This window comes from Klebsiella sp. CSG-1 (assembly GCF_056521145.1).
In genome coordinates, this window is the sequence record NZ_JBWNLD010000008.1 from 228,807 (window position 1) to 249,651 (window position 20,845).

21 protein-coding genes are annotated in these 20,845 nt (G+C 55.9%); 10 read left to right on the forward strand and 11 right to left on the reverse strand.

The window, feature by feature from the left end; translation table 11 throughout:
* Positions 1–40 precede the first annotated feature (40 nt).
* From rsmF to AC007G_RS19840, 3 genes are all read left to right on the forward strand, one after another.
* The gene (rsmF, locus tag AC007G_RS19830; protein ID WP_142630708.1) at positions 41–1,474 is read left to right on the forward strand and encodes a 16S rRNA (cytosine(1407)-C(5))-methyltransferase RsmF; all 1,434 of its coding nucleotides are present in this window, start codon (positions 41–43) and stop codon (positions 1,472–1,474) included.
* Between the two features lie 114 nt (positions 1,475–1,588).
* On the forward strand, positions 1,589–1,828 hold the full coding sequence (locus AC007G_RS19835) for a YebV family protein (protein WP_004863958.1): 240 nt from the start codon (positions 1,589–1,591) through the stop codon (positions 1,826–1,828).
* A gap of 93 nt (positions 1,829–1,921) precedes the next feature.
* Positions 1,922–2,113 carry a YdfD/YebW family protein gene (locus AC007G_RS19840; RefSeq protein ID WP_032686984.1) on the forward strand — a complete coding sequence of 64 codons (192 nt, stop codon included), beginning with the start codon at positions 1,922–1,924 and terminating at the stop codon, positions 2,111–2,113.
* 5 nt (positions 2,114–2,118) lie between these two features.
* On the opposite strand, the gene pphA is transcribed toward AC007G_RS19840, so the two are convergent.
* Positions 2,119–2,763, reverse strand: coding sequence for a protein-serine/threonine phosphatase (gene pphA / locus AC007G_RS19845; protein WP_142630709.1), 645 nt, complete (start codon positions 2,761–2,763; stop codon positions 2,119–2,121).
* A 142-nt stretch (positions 2,764–2,905) separates the two neighbouring features.
* Here pphA and AC007G_RS19850 point away from each other — a divergent pair, with 142 nt between their 5' ends.
* Both AC007G_RS19850 and AC007G_RS19855 read left to right on the forward strand, forming a co-directional pair.
* A complete protein-coding gene (locus AC007G_RS19850; protein ID WP_180889110.1) occupies positions 2,906–3,877 on the forward strand; it encodes a VirK/YbjX family protein in 972 nt (323 codons plus the stop codon).
* Between the two features lie 117 nt (positions 3,878–3,994).
* Positions 3,995–4,138, forward strand: coding sequence for an Ecr family regulatory small membrane protein (locus AC007G_RS19855; protein WP_142131748.1), 144 nt, complete (start codon positions 3,995–3,997; stop codon positions 4,136–4,138).
* A 579-nt stretch (positions 4,139–4,717) separates the two neighbouring features.
* On the opposite strand, the gene AC007G_RS19860 is transcribed toward AC007G_RS19855, so the two are convergent.
* From AC007G_RS19860 to yobA, 3 genes are read right to left on the reverse strand one after another with little or no spacing between them, the layout of a single operon-like run.
* Positions 4,718–5,059, reverse strand: a complete 342-nt coding sequence (locus AC007G_RS19860; protein WP_099001803.1) for a YebY family protein — start codon at positions 5,057–5,059, stop codon at positions 4,718–4,720.
* A gap of 13 nt (positions 5,060–5,072) precedes the next feature.
* A complete protein-coding gene (gene copD, locus AC007G_RS19865) occupies positions 5,073–5,942 on the reverse strand; it encodes a copper homeostasis membrane protein CopD (protein ID WP_032686939.1) in 870 nt (289 codons plus the stop codon).
* A gap of 3 nt (positions 5,943–5,945) precedes the next feature.
* The gene (gene yobA / locus AC007G_RS19870; RefSeq protein ID WP_032695279.1) at positions 5,946–6,320 is read right to left on the reverse strand and encodes a CopC domain-containing protein YobA; all 375 of its coding nucleotides are present in this window, start codon (positions 6,318–6,320) and stop codon (positions 5,946–5,948) included.
* A gap of 126 nt (positions 6,321–6,446) precedes the next feature.
* Between yobA and AC007G_RS19875 the strand changes: the two genes are divergently transcribed.
* Positions 6,447–6,677: a DNA polymerase III subunit theta gene (locus AC007G_RS19875; RefSeq protein WP_004863978.1), complete on the forward strand. Its 231-nt coding sequence runs from the start codon at positions 6,447–6,449 to the stop codon at positions 6,675–6,677.
* Positions 6,678–6,755: 78 nt separating this feature from the next.
* Positions 6,756–7,415 carry an exodeoxyribonuclease X gene (exoX, locus tag AC007G_RS19880; protein WP_032686937.1) on the forward strand — a complete coding sequence of 220 codons (660 nt, stop codon included), beginning with the start codon at positions 6,756–6,758 and terminating at the stop codon, positions 7,413–7,415.
* Between the two features lie 5 nt (positions 7,416–7,420).
* Here the strand turns inward: exoX and ptrB are convergent, their stop codons facing one another.
* The 3 genes from ptrB to AC007G_RS19895 form a co-directional block, all read right to left on the reverse strand.
* Positions 7,421–9,481, reverse strand: a complete 2,061-nt coding sequence (ptrB, locus tag AC007G_RS19885; RefSeq protein ID WP_099972954.1) for an oligopeptidase B — start codon at positions 9,479–9,481, stop codon at positions 7,421–7,423.
* Positions 9,482–9,598: 117 nt separating this feature from the next.
* The gene (locus AC007G_RS19890; protein WP_032686935.1) at positions 9,599–10,285 is read right to left on the reverse strand and encodes a tellurite resistance TerB family protein; all 687 of its coding nucleotides are present in this window, start codon (positions 10,283–10,285) and stop codon (positions 9,599–9,601) included.
* A gap of 97 nt (positions 10,286–10,382) precedes the next feature.
* Positions 10,383–10,787, reverse strand: a complete 405-nt coding sequence (locus AC007G_RS19895; protein ID WP_335290049.1) for a YebG family protein — start codon at positions 10,785–10,787, stop codon at positions 10,383–10,385.
* Positions 10,788–10,922: 135 nt separating this feature from the next.
* On the opposite strand from AC007G_RS19895, the gene purT reads away from it, so the two are divergent.
* Positions 10,923–12,101 carry a formate-dependent phosphoribosylglycinamide formyltransferase gene (purT, locus tag AC007G_RS19900; RefSeq protein ID WP_032686933.1) on the forward strand — a complete coding sequence of 393 codons (1,179 nt, stop codon included), beginning with the start codon at positions 10,923–10,925 and terminating at the stop codon, positions 12,099–12,101.
* 62 nt (positions 12,102–12,163) lie between these two features.
* Here purT and AC007G_RS19905 read toward each other — a convergent pair whose 3' ends face one another.
* The 3 genes from AC007G_RS19905 to zwf all read right to left on the reverse strand — a co-directional run bounded on the left by AC007G_RS19905 (position 12,164) and on the right by zwf (position 16,353).
* Positions 12,164–12,805 carry a bifunctional 4-hydroxy-2-oxoglutarate aldolase/2-dehydro-3-deoxy-phosphogluconate aldolase gene (locus AC007G_RS19905; RefSeq protein WP_032686932.1) on the reverse strand — a complete coding sequence of 214 codons (642 nt, stop codon included), beginning with the start codon at positions 12,803–12,805 and terminating at the stop codon, positions 12,164–12,166.
* 39 nt (positions 12,806–12,844) lie between these two features.
* On the reverse strand, positions 12,845–14,656 hold the full coding sequence (gene edd / locus AC007G_RS19910) for a phosphogluconate dehydratase (protein ID WP_032686931.1): 1,812 nt from the start codon (positions 14,654–14,656) through the stop codon (positions 12,845–12,847).
* Between the two features lie 221 nt (positions 14,657–14,877).
* Complete coding sequence (zwf, locus tag AC007G_RS19915) at positions 14,878–16,353, reverse strand: glucose-6-phosphate dehydrogenase (protein ID WP_032686930.1); 1,476 nt, start codon at positions 16,351–16,353, stop codon at positions 14,878–14,880.
* Between the two features lie 319 nt (positions 16,354–16,672).
* On the opposite strand from zwf, the gene AC007G_RS19920 reads away from it, so the two are divergent.
* Together AC007G_RS19920 and pyk are read left to right on the forward strand one after the other, a co-directional pair.
* Entirely contained in the window at positions 16,673–17,578 is a 906-nt protein-coding gene (locus tag AC007G_RS19920; RefSeq protein ID WP_160873290.1) for a MurR/RpiR family transcriptional regulator, read from the forward strand.
* A 126-nt stretch (positions 17,579–17,704) separates the two neighbouring features.
* The gene (pyk, locus tag AC007G_RS19925) at positions 17,705–19,147 is read left to right on the forward strand and encodes a pyruvate kinase (protein WP_032686929.1); all 1,443 of its coding nucleotides are present in this window, start codon (positions 17,705–17,707) and stop codon (positions 19,145–19,147) included.
* Positions 19,148–19,211: 64 nt separating this feature from the next.
* Here pyk and AC007G_RS19930 read toward each other — a convergent pair whose 3' ends face one another.
* A complete protein-coding gene (locus AC007G_RS19930) occupies positions 19,212–20,546 on the reverse strand; it encodes a 2-hydroxycarboxylate transporter family protein (protein WP_142630711.1) in 1,335 nt (444 codons plus the stop codon).
* Between the last annotated feature and the right edge of the window lie 299 nt (positions 20,547–20,845).

The window sequence follows — 20,845 nt, forward strand, 5'->3', positions numbered from 1 at the left end:
ATGATAAACTGCGCACCCTTTTTTCTTGTGGTGCGCACCAGTGGCTCAAAACGCAGTCTATTTTCCTGACCAATTCCTCGCTCAAATGCGTGACGCGATGCCCACGCATCTCTCTTTCGATGCGTTTATCGCTGCCTGCCAGCGCCCGTTACGCCGCAGCCTGCGCGTGAATACGCTGAAAATTTCCGTCGCCGGCTTTCTGCAGCGGGTGGCGCCCTATGGCTGGCAGCTGACGCCGATCCCCTGGTGCGAAGAGGGCTTTTGGATCGAACGCGATGATGAGGACGCCCTGCCGCTGGGCAGCACCGCCGAACATCTCAGCGGCCTGTTTTATATCCAGGAAGCCAGTTCTATGCTGCCGGTTACGGCGCTGTTTGCCGATGGCGACATGCCACAGCGGGTCATGGATGTCGCCGCTGCACCTGGTTCCAAAACCACGCAGATCGCCGCGCGCATGGGAAATGCGGGCGGGATCCTCGCCAATGAGTTTTCCGCCAGCCGGGTTAAAGTCCTGCATGCCAATATCAGCCGCTGCGGCATCAGCAATGTTGCCTTGACCCACTTCGATGGCCGGGTGTTTGGCGCCGCGCTGCCGGAACGCTTTGACGCTATCCTGCTGGATGCTCCCTGCTCCGGCGAGGGGGTGGTGCGCAAAGATCCCGATGCGTTGAAAAACTGGTCGCCAGAGAGTAACCAGCAGATCGCCGAAACCCAACGGGAGCTCATCGACAGCGCATTTCACGCGCTGCGCCCTGGCGGCACGCTGGTGTACTCAACCTGCACCCTGAACCGGGAAGAGAACCAGGAGGTCGTGCAGTGGCTGTTAGCCCGCTATCCGCAGGCGGTCGAGGTATTACCGCTTGGCGCGCTGTTCCCACAGGCTACGGAGGCCTTAACCGCAGAAGGATTTCTCCACGTCTTTCCGCAGATTTTTGACTGCGAGGGCTTTTTTGTTGCCCGCCTCAAGAAAACCGCGGCGATCGAAGCGCTACCGGCGCCGGGTTACAAAGTCGGTAAATTTCCTTTTGCACCGCTTAAAAGCCGCGAAGCCGCAGCGATTACCGCCGCCGCTGCCGCCGTCGGGCTGCACTGGGATGACAATCATACGCTCTGGCAGCGTGATAAAGAGATTTGGCTGTTTCCGCAAGCGCTGGAATCATTTATCGGCCAGGTCCGTTTTTCGCGGATTGGCATTCGCCTGGCGGAAACCCATAACAAAGGCTTTCGCTGGCAGCATGAAGCGGTCATTGCCCTCGCCGCACCGGATGCCCCGTTTGAACTGACGCAGGATGAAGCGCAAGAGTGGTATCGTGGCCGCGACGTCTATCCTGAAACGCCGCCGCGGCAGGATGAAGTCATCGTCACGTTCCAGGGAGCAACGCTGGGGCTGGCGAAAAAAGTCGGCTCCCGTTTGAAAAACAGCTACCCGCGTGAGCTGGTACGCGACGGTAAACTTTTTGCCGGCAAGGCGTGATCGCGCGCAAAAAAAGCGCATTTTTTTACTGGCGGTTTGTCCCCCGTTGTCTACGCTGAAAAATGACGGCCTAACTGGTCGTACCACAATTCAGCAGACCAACGGGGTGAATTTATGAGTAAAACCAGCATTCGAATCGGCGCGTTTGAGATAGACGACGCCGAGCTGCACGGTGAACAGCAGGGAGAGCGAACGTTAAGCATTCCTTGCAAATCCGATCCGGACTTATGCATGCAGCTGGATGGCTGGGATGCGGAAACCAGCGTCCCTGCCATTCTTGATGGCCAACATTCCGTCCTCTACCGTAAGCACTACGATCAACAATCCGATGCCTGGATCATGCGCGTTGCCTGATTCAAAAAGAACCCGTCGCCTGAGACGGGTTATTTATTCCCCCCGTTTATGAGCTACCCTATACTGATTAACAAACCCAAACATGAGGCCAGGATGTTCGCCTTAGTTTTGTTTATTTGTTACCTGGACGGTGGTTGCGAAGATATTGTCGTCGACGTCTACGATAACGAACGACGGTGCCTTGTCGCGATGGACGATCAGCGGATACGCCAGGGCGGCTGTTTTCCGGTTGAGGATTTTATTGATGGTTTCTGGCAGCCCGCCAGCGAATACAGCGATTTTTAAGCCGCTTACTGCAGCTGTACCAGGGTCAGTTCACCGCCGAATACCGCCCCCGTATCAATGTAATGTTGATTATCGCTATCATAACGTTGCTTCAACGGCGTATGGCCAAACCAAAAGTGGTCCGCTCCACCTATTACGCCATGCCGACCGGCCAGATGGTCCATCAGGCGCTGTCTGCTCCACAGCACCTGTTGCCCATCTACCGGCTGCTGCCAACGATAGGTCGCCGCCGGGTAGTCGGCGTGGGCCACAATATGGCGCAGCGATCCGGCGCTGAGTTCGACAATCAGCGGCAGCTGACGACAGCGACTCAGGAGTTCGTCAATCTGCTGCCGCTCGCCGCGCGCGCTCTCCTGATACCAGTGGCCTCCGTTCATGACCCATAGCGTCAACGCCCCGCTCTCTTGCGCATCCAACGCCATCTGTTCATGGTTACCTCGCACCGCACGGAACCAGCGGCAGTCGAGAAGCGCGAGACATTTCGCACTTTGCGGCCCGCGATCGATCAAATCGCCCACCGAGATGAGAAGATCCTGGTAAGGGTCGAATTTTATATGCCGGAGCTGGTTCATCAATACGGCAAAGCAGCCATGCAGATCGCCAACCAGCCAGATATTGCGCCAGGCCGCCCCCTCAATGCGCTGATACATATTTTGTCCCCCTGATACAATTATAGTTAATTCTCCCGCGGCCACCCCGAAGATACACACCTCAATCAAATATAAACGAAACAGAAATATAGTCCGCCAGGATATTAATCTCGCCTTAGCGAGCCCTTAAAATAGAGGCTAAATAACAACGAGGTATTTTATCGTGACGGACAATAGCCTGCACTCAGCCTTCGCACAACAGCCCCGCACAAATCTTATTGCCGATCTGGTGATGGGCAGACTTATTCCCGCTCCGATTTGGCAAAAGCGTAATTACCGGCTGAAATTTTTATTGCGTACGGCCTTATTTTATACGCCCACTCGCGCAATGCTGGATAATCTTTCCGTGCGTCCTGACTTTAATCAGTTACTTGCCGCGCAGGTCACCCTGCCGGGTAAAGTACACCGCCAGTATCTGACCCGTGGGTTAAACGCCAGCCAGCGCGCCCAGGCGATTATCAGCCACTATCAGTTCATCGACTCATTGTCAGGCGCGCAGCTGGCTGCCGCCATGACCGCCGCCAAAGAGACGCCCCTGCTGGAATTGCAGGGTAAAGATGAAACCCGCTTCACTCTCTCGGCCTCCTCCGCAGGTAAAGCCGAGCGCGAAGGCGAAACCACATTGTGGCTGCGCGATGGTAACCAGACGCTGCTGGCCAGCGCCACATTCAGCGTTGTGCGCCAGCAGGAGCAATGGCAGCTGGTTATCGGCGGGCTGCAGGGGCCGCGACGTAATGTGCCGCATGAAGTCATCAAGCTCGCCACCCGCGCCTGCTATGGTCTGTTTCCTAAACGCCTGCTGCTCGAGTTTATCTGGGCGCTGGCCGCAAGAAGCCACATTCAGGCCATTTATGGCGTAAGCGATAACGGTCACGTTTTCCGCGCGCTGCGCTATCGTCTCAGCAAGGGACGCCATTTCCACGCCAGCTATGATGAGTTCTGGCAGTCCATTGATGGCGTAGCCGATGGCGCCTGGCGCTGGCGCTTGCCGCAACAGATGGAAAGGAAGTCGCTGGAGGACATCGCCAGTAAAAAGCGGGCGGAATACCGTCGCCGCTTCCAGCTGCTGGACGACCTGGCCGCGCAGGTCGCACGGCTGACTTCCCAACCCTGAGGGAACGCCTGTCCATAGCAAACAAACGCCGTTTTTAAATCACGGCGTTTGCATCTTATCCTGTGGTTTCGTTACTATCATCACTTCATCGTTTCCTTTCGGGTAGCCATTGAAGTTATGAGTAAAAGTGAAATTGCCCTTCTGGTTATCGTGATAATAATTCTCCTCGGCGCGCTTTGGTTTATTTTCAGCGGGGAGATCTGGAATCTGGTCTGCTACCTTGAATCCCAGCTGTATCCGTCAATCGTCGCGCCTGAATAATACGTTGTTTTTATTCCTCCCCTCCTCTTCCTGACGGCCTTTCATTTCCTGTCAACGAGCAGCCAAATAGATCGCAATAAAATAATATGCCCGCGTATCTTCAGGGTATGGATATCCCGCTGCGATGACGACCCCGACTCCGGACGGGCGGCACGCCATCGCCCTGACGTTGACCCGCAGACCCGGATGTCTCCAGCTCAGATTTTCTGTAAAGAGAATGTTAAGGCGTTTTTTGTTGTGGTATAAGGGAAAAAGACCGTAGCGGGAAATGAGGGATCGATTGCGGTCTTATTTTGTAACGAGTTGATAAGCTTCAGATAAAAAGAGACCGAACACGATTCCTGTATTCGGTCCAGGGAAATGGCTCTTGGGAGAGAGCCGTGCGCTAAAAGTTGGCATTAATGCAGGCTAAGTCGCCTTGCCTTATAAGAATAGTTTACCGCGTCAGGTTTTCCAGTCCGCAACAAAAGTGGTCGAATAATTCCTGACAAAATGGCCAGCGCCAATAAAAAACCGCCGCTTCCTGAGAGGAATGCCGGCGGTTTTTTATATGTTAATACAGTAAGATAGGTTCGGGTATCAACAAAGCTTCTGCGCGCGCTCAATAAATGGCGCGAGGCTCATTTTTTGTCCCGGATGCTGCGGATCGTCGACCTGGATCACTGAGATCGGCTGAGCGCTGGTTTTACCCGCTTTCACCTGCTGCTCAGCAACATCATTCAACGGATACTGCACCAGCGTGCTGGGGTTAATGGCAAACAGCGCATTCCCCGGGCGACAGGTCAACATCACCTCTTCGCGATTGAACGCCCAATTATCTTTACCCACTTCGAAGCGGCTAACGGTGATAATCTGCGGTGCTGCCAGCGCGACGCCAGAGCTTGCCAGTAACAACATAGTCAGAAGAGTTTTTTTCATGATTTAGCCAGTTAATTCAGTAAGGTTCCCAGGTTGCAAACAGGCTGACGGCCAGCAGCGCCAATGCTCCGAGCGCCATTTCAACCTGCGTGGTGCGCAAAATGAGCTGCTCCGCTCGCGTTCCGCTCACCGACATACGTGGCACCAGAACATACCTGTTCACCAACGCAATTGCTACCATCCCAGCGACCAGGGCACATTTGATCAATAGCATCTCTCCCCACAGCGAATCACGGAATAATCCGCCCTGGATCAGCAGTGCATTCAGCACGCCGCTGGCGATCGCGCCCGCGACCGCCAGATGTCCGTAGCGAGAAAAGCGCATCATGGTGCCGATAGCGGCCTGACGCCAGCGCCCGCGCGCCAGGCGCAGACAGTAGATGAACGGCAGCAGCCCGCCAAACCAGCCGGCGACACAGAACAGATGTACAGCGTGGTTAGTCCGCTGCACCACGCCCCGCACACCCTCGCTCATTGCCGCATGGCCAACGCCCGCCATCAGCAAGATCTGCGCGCACAGCAGCACCAGCAGCAGACGCGCCGGACGACGCGGTTTGAGCCACGCGATCGCCAGCGCAATCCACGCCAGCAGAATCTGCCAGACCCAGACGCTGCCAAAGCGGGTGCCGGCGACGGCTTGCCAGATAGCAGGCTGCCAGAGGTCCGCCCAGCCATTCCCCATCAGACCGCCCTGTACCATCAGCATCAACAGCGCAGAAACCGCGCTAAGCAGCAGCAGATGACGCAGAAGCGGGAAGAAACGCTGCATTAGCAAACGCCGTAGCGTCAGCGGCGCCCACCACGCGCCATACAGCACGCAGCCAAATGCCACCATCAGCGAGAGAAAGTGGACGAAGCGCAGACCGATATAGATTCCCGAGAGCATGCGTTATTTCACGCTAAAGTGGTATTGCCCTTTGGTTTTGTGGCCATCAACGGAGACCACGTGCCAGTCAACGGTATACTCCCCCGCAGACAGCGGCTGCGTCAGCGGAACAATCAGCTGAGCTTTATTGCTGTCGCTGCGCGCCAGCTTGCCGGTCGCAACGGCTTTCTGCTGCGGGCCGGTGAGGGTCACTGCGCTAAAGGCCGTTTCGATACCTTCAGAAAAGCTCAGGGTCAGTGATTCGGGAGAGGCGGTGACCGTCGAATCTGCGGCAGGCGTTTGCTGTTGAAGATGCGCATGGGCTAAGGCCGCGGTGCTGACCAGAAAGCCGGCGAAAAAAGCAGAGGCACGCAGCGCGCGCCCGGCGATGGTACGCATAATCGTCATTCCTTTTCGTTATGTATGTAGCACAGAGAATAACCCTGTATAATGGCGTAGTCGAGCGATGCGTCCCGGTCCGACGTCGCGCCCGATCGCTTTTCGGCATCATGAAGGAGAAACCATATGGAAAAAAATCTGGCCAAAATTTCGCAGGACGAGATGGACAAAGTGAACGTCGACCTTGCCGCGGCCGGTGTCGCCTTTAAAGAGCGTTACAATATGCCCGTTGTCGCCGATTTAGTGGAGCGGGAGCAACCGTCACACCTGCGTGACTGGTTCCGTGAACGCCTGATCGCCCATCGACTGGCGTCTGTTTCACTGTCGCGACTGCCCTATGAACCCAAAGCGAAATAATTCTCGTCCCTTAAGGGCGTCCCGGTTGGCAAGCGCTGCGCATTCAATTACGCTGGTTTTTTTCGGCCGGAGTGAGCCATGCTACGCGTAATCGATACGGAAACCTGCGGACTGCAGGGGGGCATTGTGGAAATCGCCTCTGTTGATATTGTCGATGGTCAGATAACCAATCCCATGAGTCATCTGGTTCGTCCCGATCGACCTATCAGCCCCCAGGCCATGGCGATTCACCGTATCACCGAAGAGATGGTCGCCGACAAGCCGTGGATTGAAGAAGTTCTGCCGCATTACATCGGCAGCCGGTGGTATGTCGCCCACAACGCCAGTTTCGACCGCCGGGTGTTACCGGAAATGCACGGGGAGTGGATCTGCACCATGAAGCTGGCCCGTCGCCTGTGGCCAGGCATTAAATACAGCAATATGGGACTGTATAAATCGCGTAAGCTCAGTGTCGCAACGCCTGCGGGGCTGCATCAGCACCGCGCGCTGTACGACTGCTATATCACCGCCGCACTGCTTCTCGATATTATGCACGTTTCCGGCTGGCGGCCTGAGGAGATGGCGACCATTACCGGTCGTCCGGCGCTGTTGACCACCTTTACCTTCGGTAAATATCGCGGCAAGGCAGTGGCCGAAATCGCAGAAAACGACCCGGGCTATTTACGCTGGCTGTTCAATAACCTGGATCGGATGAGCCCCGAGCTGCGCTTGACGCTCAAGCACTATCTCGGGGAGTAGCGACGCTAAACGTTTGCCTGGCCGGGTAACGTCCCCTGCGCCAGGCCAATCAGAAAGGCATACTCCAGCGCAACCCCTTCATAGCTTTTAAAGCGTCCCGACTTACCGCCGTGCCCTGAATCCATATCGGTGCACAGCAGTAGCAGGTTATCGTCCGTTTTCAGCTCGCGCAGCTTCGCCACCCATTTTGCCGGTTCCCAGTATTGCACCTGGGAATCGTGCAGACCGGTAGTCACCAGCAGATGGGGATAGACCTGCGCCGTGACGCCATCGTAAGGACTGTAGCTCTTCATATAGCGGTAGTACTCTTCGTCCTGCGGATTTCCCCACTCTTCAAATTCCCCGGTCGTCAGCGGAATCGACTCGTCGAGCATTGTGGTCAGGACATCGACAAACGGAACCTGAGCCACTACGCCGTGAAACAGCTCCGGCCGCTCATTAATGGCGACGCCCATTAACATGCCGCCCGCGCTGCCGCCCATGCCGTAGCACAGGCGAGGATTGCCATATCCCTGCGCCAGCAGCGCATCGCAAACATCGAGATAATCGTTAAAGGTATTCTTTTTACACAGGAACTTGCCGTCTTCGTACCACTGCTGCCCTAATTCCCCGCCGCCGCGGACGTGGGCAATCGCAAACACGAAACCCCGATCGAGCAGGCTCAACCGGCTGGCGCTGAAATCGGCATCTTCACTGGCGCCGTACGACCCGTAGGCATAGACCAACAGCGGACTGACCCCCTTGCGGAAATGCTCACGCCGATAAACCAGCGAAACAGGAACCTCCACACCATCGCGAGCCTTAATCCACAAATGTTCGCTGCGATAATGACTGGCCTCAAACCCTTTCACTTCCTGTTGCTTCAGTACCCGCCGCTCACCGGTGTCCATATCCAGCTCAAAGAGCGTATCCGGCGTGGTCATGGAGGAGTATCCGTAGCGCAAGCGTGAAGTTTCCGGTTCCGGATTATAGGCAAGCCAGGTCACGTAGGCCGGATCATCAAAGGCGATCCCCACCACTTCCCGGGTCTTGCGGTTGATCTGGCGCAGGCTGGTTAACCCGCGCTGGCGCTCCTCAACCACCAACCAGTCGGTAAACAGGGTGAATCCCTCGAGCATCACATCCTGGCGTGGCGCAATCAGCGTCTCCCACTGCCGCTCGTCGCGCTCATGGGTACGGTAGAGACCGAAGTTTTTCCCCTCGCGGTTAGAGCGAAGATAAAAGGCATGCTGGTAATGATCGAGACTGTACTCGTGATCTTTACGCCGCGGCAGGAAACACACCGGTTCCGCATCCGGCATTTCGGTATTCAGCAGCCGCACTTCACTGGTTGTCGCGCTGGCAAGATAGATAACGGCGAATTGCCGGGAGGTGGTCGTATGGAGGCTGACGTAGAAGGTTTCATCCTTCTCCTCGTAGACCAGCGCATCGGAGTGCGGCGAAGCGCCCACGGTATGCCGCCAGACCTGATAAGGCAGCAGCGTAGTCGGGTGCTTGCGGACATACCACAGCGTTTGCGAATCATTGCTCCAGGCGAATTCCGGCGAAACGTTTTCCAGCACTTCAGGATACCATTCGCCATTTTGCAGATTGCACAAGCGCAGGCCATACTGCCGACGGGAGAGATAATCCTCCGCCAGCGCCATCATCGTGTTATCCGGCGAAATGCCCAGCCCACCGAGAGTATAGAATTCGCTCTGCGCCGCGCGCTGGTTGCTATCGAGCAGCACTTCCCATTCATCCCACTCCTCTTTCAGCACCGACTGACGCTGATAAATAGCGTATTCACAGCCCGGCTCATACACCTGACGATAACGGTAGCCATTTTTGCTGTAGGGCGCGGAGACTTCGCGCGGCGGGATACGGTCAATAATCTCTTTTAGCACCCGCTCCTGCAGGCTACGTTGAGTCGCCATGACCTGCTGTCCGTACTCATTTTCCTCGCGAAGATAATCAAGTACTTCCGGCCGCGAACGCTCGTCGTCGCGCAGCCAGAAGTAATTATCGATACGGGTATCGCCATGAAGGGTCATGGCGTGGGGAATTCGTTTTGCTTTTGGTGGCATCTTTTGGTCTTCTGCATCCTGTATTTCATACACAAAATCATTCAAGAAGCGGCTTGAAGGATGGCGTGTGTATAAGGGTGGCAAAAGTGGCCCACGTTGCAAGCAAAACCTGCGGATTTAGGTAGAAAGCGCCTGTTTTTGTGCCTGGATATCCTGTTCGATGTCGGCACGCACTTCCGGCGGAAGGCCTAAAGCCTCACCCAGAGCGTTGAGATAGCTACGCTCCATAAAATGGTCGATATCGATCGCCGCACAGCTGATGTAATAGATCTCCAGCGCCTCTTGCTCGCTGGTGAGGCCCTGCGCCAGACGCTGCGGATCGAGAGGCTGGGCCAGAGCGCGATCGATAAGAACGCGCCCCTGCACGGCAATACCAGCCGCGCGCAGCTGCTCATCAATGTTTGCCCGCTCGCTGTCATCAATGTGCCCGTCGCTTTTCGCGGCAAACACCAGCGCCAGAATGAGCCGTTCACTGCGGGCATCGAGCCCGGAGGCTGGCGAGGTTGACGCCCCGGCGGGTTGTACAGGAGAAGCGACAGATTGCGCAGGGGAATTTTCCCGCATTTTTTGCTGGTACTTGTTCCACAGCACGCTTCCCGCCACCGCGCCGCCGCCAACCAGCAGTGCGCTGGTGCCATATTTAGCCAGCAGCTTACGCGATGATTTACTGGCCACCAGCAGCCCCGCCAGGCCGCCCAGCGCCCCAGGCAGAAGGAAGCTTTTACCATCAGACCGCTCGCCTGATGAGGAAGACGGTCCCTGCTGGCCCAGCAGGGACTGGAGTTGATTAAGCCAGTTAGCCATGATTTCCCTCGTTGCTTATTAAGCGATGTCATCAGCCTAAACGACGAGATGTCAGGAAATGTTATGAGCAGCTAAAGATGCGCAAATTCGGCCGGACTCAGGCGGCCTTCACCTTGCGCGATTTTACAGGCGCGGTTGCCGCGGGTTGTTCGCTCGCTCCCTCCGCTGCGGCCTCTGAGGTTTCAGCCGCGGAGCTCTCGTCCTGAGAAGCCTGGCCGTTCGTACCGTCTTCCGCTTCCGCTTCCGCTTCCGCTTCCGCTTCCGCTTCCGGGAGTTTTCCTGATCTCAGGATGTGGTGCAATGTCTCTTTACGTTCCGCCAGCCACATTGCCATTTCATCGCGCTGGATTTCATCCAGCGTCAGCGGGCACTCGACCAGCCAGTCGTTGAGGACCTCGGCAAGATCGAGCATTTTGTCGTAAGCATCGGCCTCTTTTTTGCTGGTAAACGACATCTTTTCCTCACCTTCGCGGATCACCACATATTTAATTTCAACCGCCATTGTGCAGCCTCTTTATACTGTATTTTTATACAGTATAGCAAATTTTCACCCGGGACTCAACCAACAGCCGTAAAGACAGACGCAAACGTTTTCGTTTATAATGCGACGCATGTTTTTTTACTGTGGAAAAGAGTCATGACGTTATTAGGCACAGCGCTGCGTCCGGCAGCGACGCGGGTGATGTTGTTAGGTTCCGGCGAACTGGGTAAAGAAGTCGCCATTGAGTGCCAACGGCTGGGTATTGAGACCATCGCGGTCGACCGCTACCCCGACGCGCCGGCGATGCAAGTGGCGCATCGTTCGCACGTCATCAACATGCTACACGGTGAAACGCTGCGCGCGCTGATTGCGGAAGAAAAACCCGACTTTATCGTGCCGGAAATTGAAGCCATCGCCACGGATATGCTGGTGGAGCTGGAGCAGGCCGGGCAGAAAGTCGTCCCCACCGCTCGCGCGGCGAAACTGACCATGAATCGCGAAGGTATTCGCCGCCTGGCCGCAGAGGAGCTGCAGCTTCCCACCTCGGCATACCGCTTTGCCGACAGCGAAGCGGCCTTTCGCGAAGCCGTCGCGGAGATTGGCCTTCCCTGCATTGTGAAGCCGGTCATGAGCTCTTCTGGTAAAGGCCAGAGCTTTATTCGTCACTCTGACCAGCTGGCCGAGGCCTGGCGCTACGCGCAACAAGGCGGCCGCGCGGGCGCCGGTCGGGTTATCGTCGAGGGGGTGGTGAATTTCGATTTTGAAATTACCCTGCTTACCGTCAGCGCGGTCGATGGCGTCCATTTCTGTGCGCCGGTCGGCCATCGCCAGGAGGATGGCGATTACCGCGAATCCTGGCAGCCGCAGCAGATGAGCGAGCTGGCGTTGGCCCGCGCCCAGGAGATTGCCAGCAAAGTCGTGCTGGCGCTTGGCGGCTACGGTCTGTTTGGCGTGGAGCTGTTCGTCTGCGGTGATGAGGTGATTTTCAGTGAAGTCTCCCCTCGCCCGCATGACACCGGAATGGTGACGCTGATTTCCCAGGACCTCTCGGAATTTGCGCTGCACGTTCGCGCCTTCCTCGGTCTGCCGGTTGGCGCGATTCGTCAGTATGGCCCGGCGGCCTCCGCGGTCATTCTGCCGCAGCTCACCAGCCAGAACGTCACCTTTAGCAATCTCCAGGGCGCGGTAGGGGCGGGACTGCAGCTACGCCTGTTCGGTAAGCCGGAGATTGACGGTTCTCGTCGACTGGGCGTCACGCTGGCCGTCGCCGATAGCGTCGATGAGGCGGTGGCTCGCGCGAAAGCCGCCGCGTCAGCGGTGCAGGTTCAGGGATAAAAAAAACCCGGTCGCGTCAACGCTACCGGGTCTGGATTTCGCCATTTATCAGGGCGTGAAAATTACTTCGCGCCTTCAACCGCTTCGCGAGCAATTTTGGTAATACGGTCGTAATCGCCCGCTTCCAGCGCATCCGCCGGAACCAGCCAGGAACCGCCGATGCACAGCACGCTGTTCAGTGCCAGGTAGTCGCGGTAGTTCGCCGGTGAGATGCCGCCAGTCGGGCAGAAACGGATATGCGCGAACGGACCGCCAATCGCCTGCAGCGCTTTTACACCACCGTTAGCTTCCGCCGGGAAGAATTTGAACTCTTTCAGGCCATACTGCATGCCCAGCATCAGTTCGGAGACGGTGCTAATCCCCGGGATCAGCGGGATGGTCCCTTCTTCAGTCGCCGCTTTCAGCAGGGACTCGGTCAGACCCGGGCTGATAGCGAACTGCGCGCCAGCCTCGGTGACGGCTTTCAGCTGCTCAACGTTTGTTACGGTACCTGCGCCGACAATCGCCTCCGGCACTTCTTGCGCAATCGCGCGGATCGCATCCAGCGCGCATGCGGTACGCAGCGTGACTTCCAGTACGCGTACGCCGCCGGCAACCAGCGCTTTGGCCATCGGCACAGCGTGTTCCAGCTTTTTCACCACGATCACCGGGACAACCGGGCCGTTGGTGAGGATTGCTTCTGCAGTTGTTTTCCAGTTTTTCATTAGAGTTTCTCTCTCGCCAGATCTACAAATTGTATCGTCTTAAAAAGTGATGCAGGTTGCGCCCTGTTCGGCTCCGGAGAGTTTTTCACGCAGCGCTGCGAACATTTCCCGGCCGCTCCCGACGCGCGAACCGCTGAGGTCAGGAACATGCGGCTGGCGTGCAGCCAGCTCAGCGTCATCCACCAGCAGCGTCAGTTCGCCCGTCTGCCCGTTGACGCGGATAATATCGCCATCACGTACTTTTGCCAGCAGCCCACCATCGTACGCTTCAGGCGTAACGTGGATTGCTGACGGGACCTTGCCAGATGCGCCAGAGAGTCGACCATCGGTAACCAGCGCAATTTTGAAACGGCGGTCCAATAATACACCAAGTGGCGGCATAAGTTTATGTAATTCTGGCATGCCGTTCGCTTTTGGCCCCTGATGGCGAACAACCACCACGCAATCCTTGTCCAGCATTCCGGCTTCGAAAGCAGGCAAAACGTCGTGCTGGCTTTCAAACACCACCGCCGGGGCTTCAATTATCTGGTTCTCAACCGGTACGGCCGAGGTTTTCATCACCGCACGCCCGAGGTTGCCGCTCAGCACTTTCGTCCCGCCATGGCGAGAGAATGGCTTGTCGAAAGTCGCAATAACCTGATCGTCTAATGGCGCCGTCGCCCCTTCGCGCCAGTCCAGCTCGCCGTTATTCAGCCACGGTTCCATGGTGTAACGGGAGAGACCAAAACCGGCTACGGTGTTGACATCTTCGTGCAGCAAACCGCCTTTCAGCAGCTCACGAACCAGCACCGGTACGCCGCCCGCGGCCTGGAAGTGGTTAATATCCGCCGGACCGTTCGGGTAAAGGCGCGCCAGCAGCGGCACAACATCGGAGAGATCGGAGAAATCATCCCAGTTAATGATAATGCCCGCCGCGCGAGCCATTGCGACCAGGTGCATCGTATGGTTGGTCGAACCGCCGGTTGCCAGCAACGCAACGATCCCGTTCACCACCACTTTCTCATCAAACATTTTGCCCAGCGGCATCCATTCATTACCGTTACCGGTCATGCGCGTTACCTGGCGTGCGGCGGCGGCGGTCAGCGCCTGGCGCAATTCGGCATCCGGATGCACAAACGACGAGCCCGGGAGCTGCATGCCCATAAATTCCACCACCATCTGGTTGGTGTTCGCCGTGCCGTAAAATGTGCAGGTACCCGGGGCGTGGTAGGAGGCCGCTTCAGACTCCAGCAGCGCCATACGATCGACTTTACCCTCGGCATACAGCTGGCGGATGCGTACTTTTTCTTTATTTGGCAGGCCGCTGGCCATCGGGCCAGACGGCACGAATACTGACGGCAGGTGGCCAAAGGAGAGCGCGGCCATCGTCAGTCCGGGGACAATTTTGTCACATACGCCCAGATACAGCGCGCCGTCGAACATGTTATGCGACAGGCCGATCGCGGCCGACATTGCAATCACTTCGCGGCTCAGGAGGGAGAGTTCCATCCCGTCCTGCCCTTGGGTGACGCCGTCACACATCGCCGGTACGCCTCCCGCGACCTGGCCTACCGCATTCACCGAATGCAGCGCTTTGCGGATGATATCCGGGTAATACTCATAGGGCTGGTGGGCGGACAGCATGTCGTTGTAAGAAGTGATGATGGCGATATTGTTACGCAACATGCTTTTCAGCGAGGCTTTATCGTCCGACTGACAGGCAGCAAAGCCGTGGGCGAGATTACCGCACGCCAGCTGCGCGCGATGGACGGTATCCGTCTTCGCCTGGTTAATCCGTGCGAGGTAGGCGGTGCGGGTATCGCGCGACCGTTCGATAATGCGATTTGTTACCCGTAACATTGTCGAATTCATAAAGGCTCCTGAATTTTTATCTGTCCGGCCACAGCATTTTAGCAACCTCTTAGAAGGTGAAAGGCACCAACACTGCAGCTCAGCGGCAAAATATCTATCCGCAGTGTAATAAAAAAAGCCCCGGGGGTGAATCCTCCCGGGGCTTAAAAGAGCAAAAATTATGCGACTTGCTGCGTCAGATCATGTTACCGGTAAAATAACTCCTCCGGATAACGCGCAAACTATTCAAATTCGTTCCAGGAACGACCGTCGCGGGTGATCATCGCCACAGAGGCGACCGGCCCCCAGGTACCTGCCTGATAGGGCTTCGGCGCATCGCGATCGGCAGCCCAGGCTTCAGTAATGGAGTCAACCCACTTCCACGCCTCTTCAACTTCATCGCGACGCACGAACAGCGCCTGGATACCACGCATGGTTTCCAGCAGCAGACGTTCATAGGCATCCGCCAGGTGAGTCTGGTTGAAGGTCTCCGAATAGCTCAGATCCAGCTTGGTTATCTGCAGATTGTGTTTGTGGTCAAGACCCGGCACTTTGTTGAGGACCTGAATATCCACGCCCTCATCCGGCTGCAGGCGAATCGTCAGCTTGTTCTGCGGCAGCTCCTGCCAGTTCTCTTTAAACAGGTTCAGCTCCGGGGTTTTAAAATAAACCACCACTTCAGAACATTTGGTCGGCAGGCGTTTACCGGTACGCAGGTAGAACGGCACGCCGGCCCAGCGCCAGTTATCGATATCGACGCGGATAGCCACAAAGGTCTCGGTATTGCTGGATTTGTTCGCCCCCTCTTCTTCGAGGTAGCCCGGGACTTTTTTACCCTGGGCGAAGCCGGCGGTGTACTGGCCGCGGACCGTTTTCTCACGTACGTTGGAGCGGTCGATACGGCGCAGCGACTTCAGCACTTTGACTTTTTCGTCACGAATGCTGTCGGCACTGAGGTCTGACGGCGGCGACATCGCGATCATGCACAGGATCTGCAGCAGATGGTTCTGGATCATGTCGCGCATTTGCCCGGCCTGATCGAAGTAACCCCAGCGGCCTTCGATACCCACTTCTTCCGCGACGGTGATTTCAACGTGGTCGATCGTGCGGCAGTCCCAGTTATTGACAAACAGGGAGTTCGCAAAGCGCAGCGCCAGCAGGTTGAGCACCGTTTCTTTGCCGAGGTAATGGTCGATACGGTAAACCTGGCATTCTTCGAAGAATTCGCCGACCTGATCGTTGATCTCGCGGGAGGTATCCAGAGAGGTGCCCAGCGGTTTTTCCATCACCACGCGCGCAGGTTTGGCGTTCAGTTTCGCCTGGCCGAGGCCTTTGCAAATGGCGCCAAAAGTGCTTGGCGGCATGGCAAAGTAGTTGATGGTGACGCGGTTTTCCTGATCCAGCATTTTGCCCAGACGGGAAAACGCTTTGGTATCGTTCACATCGAGGTTACAAAAATCCAGACGTCCGCTCAGGGTGTCCCACAAACCTTCATCAATCTTTTCCTTCATGAAGGTTTCAAGCGCTTCACGTACGACCCTGGTGTAAGCATCTTTATCCCAGTCAGCACGTCCGACCCCGATAATCCGGGTCTCAGGGTTGATCTGGCCAGCTTTTTCGAGCTGATACAGGGAAGGCAACAATTTACGCCGCGCCAGGTCACCCTTCGCGCCGAAAATGACCAGATCGCATGCCTGGGCCGTTTGCGTTACCGCCATGTCATTCTCCTCAGTTGATAGTCTGGTGCTTATGCCAGGCTATATTTGTAATTTTCTTACACTGCACTGTACTGTGTTTACGAACTTCCCGAAACCCTCAGGCCGCCATTCCCGGCGCTAAACCGCACGTGGAGAAAAGTTTCGGCGACTATTTGGGCAAGCGGCTAAACTTGTTCGTTCTTTCGACCGGTTTTAAGTTAATAAAATACGACTCTGATCATGTAATGAAAAAAAACAACATTTTTTAACGTCATTCCTCCCCGCTTAGCGTAACGGAGGGGTATATTCTTGCTAAAACGCCTGATGATTTCATCCATTAATGAAATCGCTTCCACTGATGAGCGCTCCGTTACCCATGAATATGCTGGAAAAAATCCAGTCCCGGCTGGAACACCTTAGCAAATCCGAACGCAAAGTGGCGGAAGTCATTCTTGCTACGCCTGCTCAGGCGATTCATTCAAGCATTGCGGCCCTGGCGCTGGAAGCTGGCGTCAGTGAACCGACCGTTAACCGTTTTTGTCGGAGCCTGGAAACCCGCGGCTTTCCCGATTTTAAACTTCACCTGGCACAAAGCCTGGCACACGGTACTCTCTATGTTAACCGCAATGTCGATGAAGACGACAGCGTAGAGTCCTATACGGGAAAAATTTTCGAGTCAGCCATGGCCAGTTTAGATCAGGTCCACCACTCTCTCGATATGTCAGCGGTCAATCGCGCCGTCGACCTTCTGACCCAGGCCAAGAAAATTGCCTTCTTTGGCCTCGGTTCTTCGGCAGCCGTCGCTCATGACGCCATGAACAAATTTTTCCGTTTTAACGTTCCGGTTATCTACTCCGACGACATTGTCCTGCAACGCATGAGCTGTATGAATTGCAATGATGATGACGTTGTCGTGATTATCTCACATACTGGCCGGACGAAAAGCCAGGTCGAACTGGCGCAGCTGGCGCGTGAAAACGATGCCATGGTCATCGCCATCACGTCGGCGGGTACCCCGCTGGCGCGAGAGGCAACCTTGTCGATTACGCTTGATGTCCCCGAAGATACGGATATCTATATGCCCATGGTTTCACGTCTTGCCCAACTGACGGTCATAGATGTGCTGGCCACCGGCTTTACCCTCCGTCGAGGAGCGAAATTCAGAGATAACTTGAAGAGGGTCAAGGAAGCATTGAAGGAATCGCGTTTTGATAAAGAGCTGCCTGTACACAGCGACAACCCATAAAACTTGATAATTAGGTAGTGACCCATTACACCTTCGGTTACGTTCCGGCAGAGCGACATTGCTGACCGGCACCGCCGATTCCATGTTCACGCAACACCAAAGTTGTTTTAGTCAACGGAGTATTACATGTCCAGAAGGCTTCGCAGAACCAAAATCGTAACGACCTTAGGCCCGGCAACCGATCGTGATAATAACCTTGAAAAGGTGATCGCCGCAGGCGCTAACGTGGTACGTATGAACTTCTCTCACGGTACCCCGGAAGATCATCAGATTCGTGCAGATAAAGTCCGTCAAATCGCGGCAAAACTGGGCCGTCACGTGGCCATCCTCGGCGATCTGCAAGGCCCGAAAATTCGCGTATCCACCTTCAAAGAAGGCAAAATTTTCCTTAATATCGGCGACAAATTCCTCCTCGATGCAGAGCTGGGTAAAGGCGAAGGCGACAAAGAGAAAGTCGGTATTGATTATAAAGGCCTGCCGGCGGACGTCGTGCCAGGCGATATCCTGCTGCTGGACGATGGCCGCGTACAGCTGAAAGTGATCGAAGTTCAGGGTCTGAAGGTGTTCACCGAAGTCACCGTCGGCGGACCGCTGTCAAACAATAAAGGGATCAACAAACTGGGTGGCGGCCTGTCCGCCGAAGCGCTGACTGAGAAAGACAAGGCTGACATCGTCACCGCGGCGAAAATCGGCGTTGATTACCTGGCCGTCTCCTTCCCACGCTGTGGCGAAGACCTGAACTATGCCCGCCGCCTGGCGCGTGAAGCCGGCTGCGATGCGAAGATCGTCGCGAAAGTCGAGCGTGCGGAAGCGGTTTGCGATCAGGACGCGATGGACGACGTTATTCTGGCCTCCGACGTGGTGATGGTTGCCCGTGGCGACCTTGGCGTGGAAATCGGCGATCCGGAACTGGTGGGTATTCAGAAAGCCCTGATTCGCCGGGCTCGTCAGCTGAACCGTTCGGTCATCACCGCGACTCAGATGATGGAGTCGATGATTACTAACCCGATGCCAACCCGCGCGGAAGTCATGGACGTCGCCAACGCCGTCCTCGATGGTACCGATGCCGTGATGCTCTCAGCGGAAACCGCCGCCGGTCAGTATCCGTCAGAAACCGTGGCCGCGATGGCGCGCGTCTGTCTGGGCGCCGAAAAAATCCCAAGCCTCAACGTCTCCAAACATCGTCTGGATATCCAGTTCGACAACGTTGAAGAGGCGATTGCCATGTCAGCGATGTATGCGGCGAACCACCTGAAAGGCGTCACCGCGATCATCACCATGACCGAGTCCGGTCGTACCGCGCTGATGACTTCACGCATTAGCTCTGGCCTGCCTATTTTCGCCCTCTCCCGCCATGAACGTACGCTGAACCTGACCGCCCTGTATCGCGGCGTGACGCCGGTTCACTTCGACAGCACCAACGACGGCGTCGCTGCGGCGCACGATGCGGTGAATCTGCTGCGTGATAAAGGCTATCTGGTCTCGGGTGACCTCGTTATCGTGACCCAGGGTGACGTGATGAGCACCATCGGCAGCACCAACACCACGCGTATTCTGACCGTCGAGTAATATCGACCTCGTGGTGAACGCCCAACCTGCCAGCATCATGCCGGCAGGTTTTTTTTATCCGCAATCAGACAATCCAGCTCAGCAGCAATGTCGCGGCAATCACCGTTGAGGCGCCGCCGATACGGGTGGCAATCTGCGCAAATGGCATCAGCGACATGCGATTCGATGCCGAGAGGATCGCCACATCCCCGGTACCGCCCAGCCCACTGTGGCAGCTGGTGACAATCGCCGCTTCAACAGGATACATATTCAGCCGGGAAGCGATGAAAAATCCGCTTAATGCCATGGCAATGACGATGGAACCGCAAACCACCACGTAGCCGATGGAGAAGACGGAAACCACGCTCTCCAGCGGGACATACAGCATCCCAAGGCCGATCATCAGCGGCCAGACGAGGGCGGCGGAGACAAATTTGTAGCAGCTATGCGCCCCCAGCTCCATCGCGGTGGGGATAATTTTGCTGTATTTGCACAGAACGGCGGCCAGAATCATCAATACCGGTCCCGGGATGTGCAGCACTTTCTCCAGTAGCCCGCCAACGATGAAAAATGCGCAGATCATTAGCAGCCCGGCCCCCATCAGCTGGAAATCGGTAGGCTGCCCTGCCTGAGACTGCGAGAAAACGTGGTTATCATCATGGCTGCGAATCAACATACCATCACCGGACAGCGCCGGCCGGCGGACGCCCAGGCGTGCCAGAAAGCCGGCGCAGATAATGGCGAAGATATTACCCACCACCGCAGCGGGCGCTAGCTGTGCAACATACACGTCCGGGGTTTGCCCAAGGATCGCCGAATAGGCCAGCGACAGCGGCAGGATCCCTTCCCCAATACCGCCGCCGATAATCGGCACGATAATAAAGAAAAAGGTGTGGTAAAGACTGTAGCCGAATAAGCTGCCCACCAGCAGGCCCGTCGCGATCGCCGCCCCGGTCCCCACCACCAGCGGAACGAACATGCGCACCATACCCTGGATAAGAATGGTTCTGTTCATGCCCAGAATACTGCCGACTACCAGGCAGGCGATGACAAAATAGAGTAAATTGGCCTCTTTCATCAATAGATGCACGGTGCTCAGAGTATGGGGATCAAATACCCCGAAATAGACCAGCACCGACGGCATCATCAAACACAAAATGGCTGGACCGCCGATATCTTTAAGCACCGGCACCATTCGGCCGATTTTGGCCAGAGCGAATCCCAGGGTCATAATGACCGCCAGCCCGCCAATCATGTTCTTTGGCAACAGTCCCGCCATTGATGAGACGGCGACAATCGTTGCGATACCGACAAACAACGTTAAAGGTACGGCGCCGACGTCAACGTTGGCTAAGAAACGCGGAGTTTGCCCACTCGAGTGCGTTTGTTCTACCGGATGGTTGAGTGAATTATTTTTCATGTTGCACCTGAATTGTAATAGATGGCGTAGGATCGAGGCGCAATATTAAAATTGCGCAGTAAAATAAAAATAAAAAAAAACAAAAAAATGAAGAAGTATGCGAATTAAAACCAGATAAACGGTAGCACAGGAGTTTTCGCTAAAAAAGAAAACCACGCCCTTCCTTCACGACTTTGTGACTGAGTTAGAAACTCCCGTTTAAGTAATTTAAATTATTACGGCGTAGCTAAAGTTATCAGTCACGACATTTAATTATCGGCAGTCATGAAAAACAAGGAGTTAATCTCCGCGCCGCTATT

What these genes read in the sequence shown, in the direction of transcription:
- AC007G_RS19895 (WP_335290049.1), bottom strand. Translation starts at nt 10,787, where the DNA reads ATGGCGGTTGAAATTAAATATGTGGTGATCCGCGAAGGTGAGGAAAAG.
- yobA (WP_032695279.1), bottom strand. Translation starts at nt 6,320, where the DNA reads ATGCGTACCATCGCCGGGCGCGCGCTGCGTGCCTCTGCTTTTTTCGCC.
- purT (WP_032686933.1), top strand. Translation starts at nt 10,923, where the DNA reads ATGACGTTATTAGGCACAGCGCTGCGTCCGGCAGCGACGCGGGTGATG.
- AC007G_RS19840 (WP_032686984.1), top strand. Translation starts at nt 1,922, where the DNA reads ATGTTCGCCTTAGTTTTGTTTATTTGTTACCTGGACGGTGGTTGCGAA.
- pyk (WP_032686929.1), top strand. Translation starts at nt 17,705, where the DNA reads ATGTCCAGAAGGCTTCGCAGAACCAAAATCGTAACGACCTTAGGCCCG.
- ptrB (WP_099972954.1), bottom strand. Translation starts at nt 9,481, where the DNA reads ATGCCACCAAAAGCAAAACGAATTCCCCACGCCATGACCCTTCATGGC.
- AC007G_RS19920 (WP_160873290.1), top strand. Translation starts at nt 16,673, where the DNA reads ATGAAATCGCTTCCACTGATGAGCGCTCCGTTACCCATGAATATGCTG.
- copD (WP_032686939.1), bottom strand. Translation starts at nt 5,942, where the DNA reads ATGCTCTCGGGAATCTATATCGGTCTGCGCTTCGTCCACTTTCTCTCG.
- AC007G_RS19855 (WP_142131748.1), top strand. Translation starts at nt 3,995, where the DNA reads ATGAGTAAAAGTGAAATTGCCCTTCTGGTTATCGTGATAATAATTCTC.
- AC007G_RS19905 (WP_032686932.1), bottom strand. Translation starts at nt 12,805, where the DNA reads ATGAAAAACTGGAAAACAACTGCAGAAGCAATCCTCACCAACGGCCCG.
- AC007G_RS19930 (WP_142630711.1), bottom strand. Translation starts at nt 20,546, where the DNA reads ATGAAAAATAATTCACTCAACCATCCGGTAGAACAAACGCACTCGAGT.
- AC007G_RS19835 (WP_004863958.1), top strand. Translation starts at nt 1,589, where the DNA reads ATGAGTAAAACCAGCATTCGAATCGGCGCGTTTGAGATAGACGACGCC.
- zwf (WP_032686930.1), bottom strand. Translation starts at nt 16,353, where the DNA reads ATGGCGGTAACGCAAACGGCCCAGGCATGCGATCTGGTCATTTTCGGC.
- exoX (WP_032686937.1), top strand. Translation starts at nt 6,756, where the DNA reads ATGCTACGCGTAATCGATACGGAAACCTGCGGACTGCAGGGGGGCATT.
- edd (WP_032686931.1), bottom strand. Translation starts at nt 14,656, where the DNA reads ATGAATTCGACAATGTTACGGGTAACAAATCGCATTATCGAACGGTCG.
- pphA (WP_142630709.1), bottom strand. Translation starts at nt 2,763, where the DNA reads ATGTATCAGCGCATTGAGGGGGCGGCCTGGCGCAATATCTGGCTGGTT.
- AC007G_RS19875 (WP_004863978.1), top strand. Translation starts at nt 6,447, where the DNA reads ATGGAAAAAAATCTGGCCAAAATTTCGCAGGACGAGATGGACAAAGTG.
- AC007G_RS19890 (WP_032686935.1), bottom strand. Translation starts at nt 10,285, where the DNA reads ATGGCTAACTGGCTTAATCAACTCCAGTCCCTGCTGGGCCAGCAGGGA.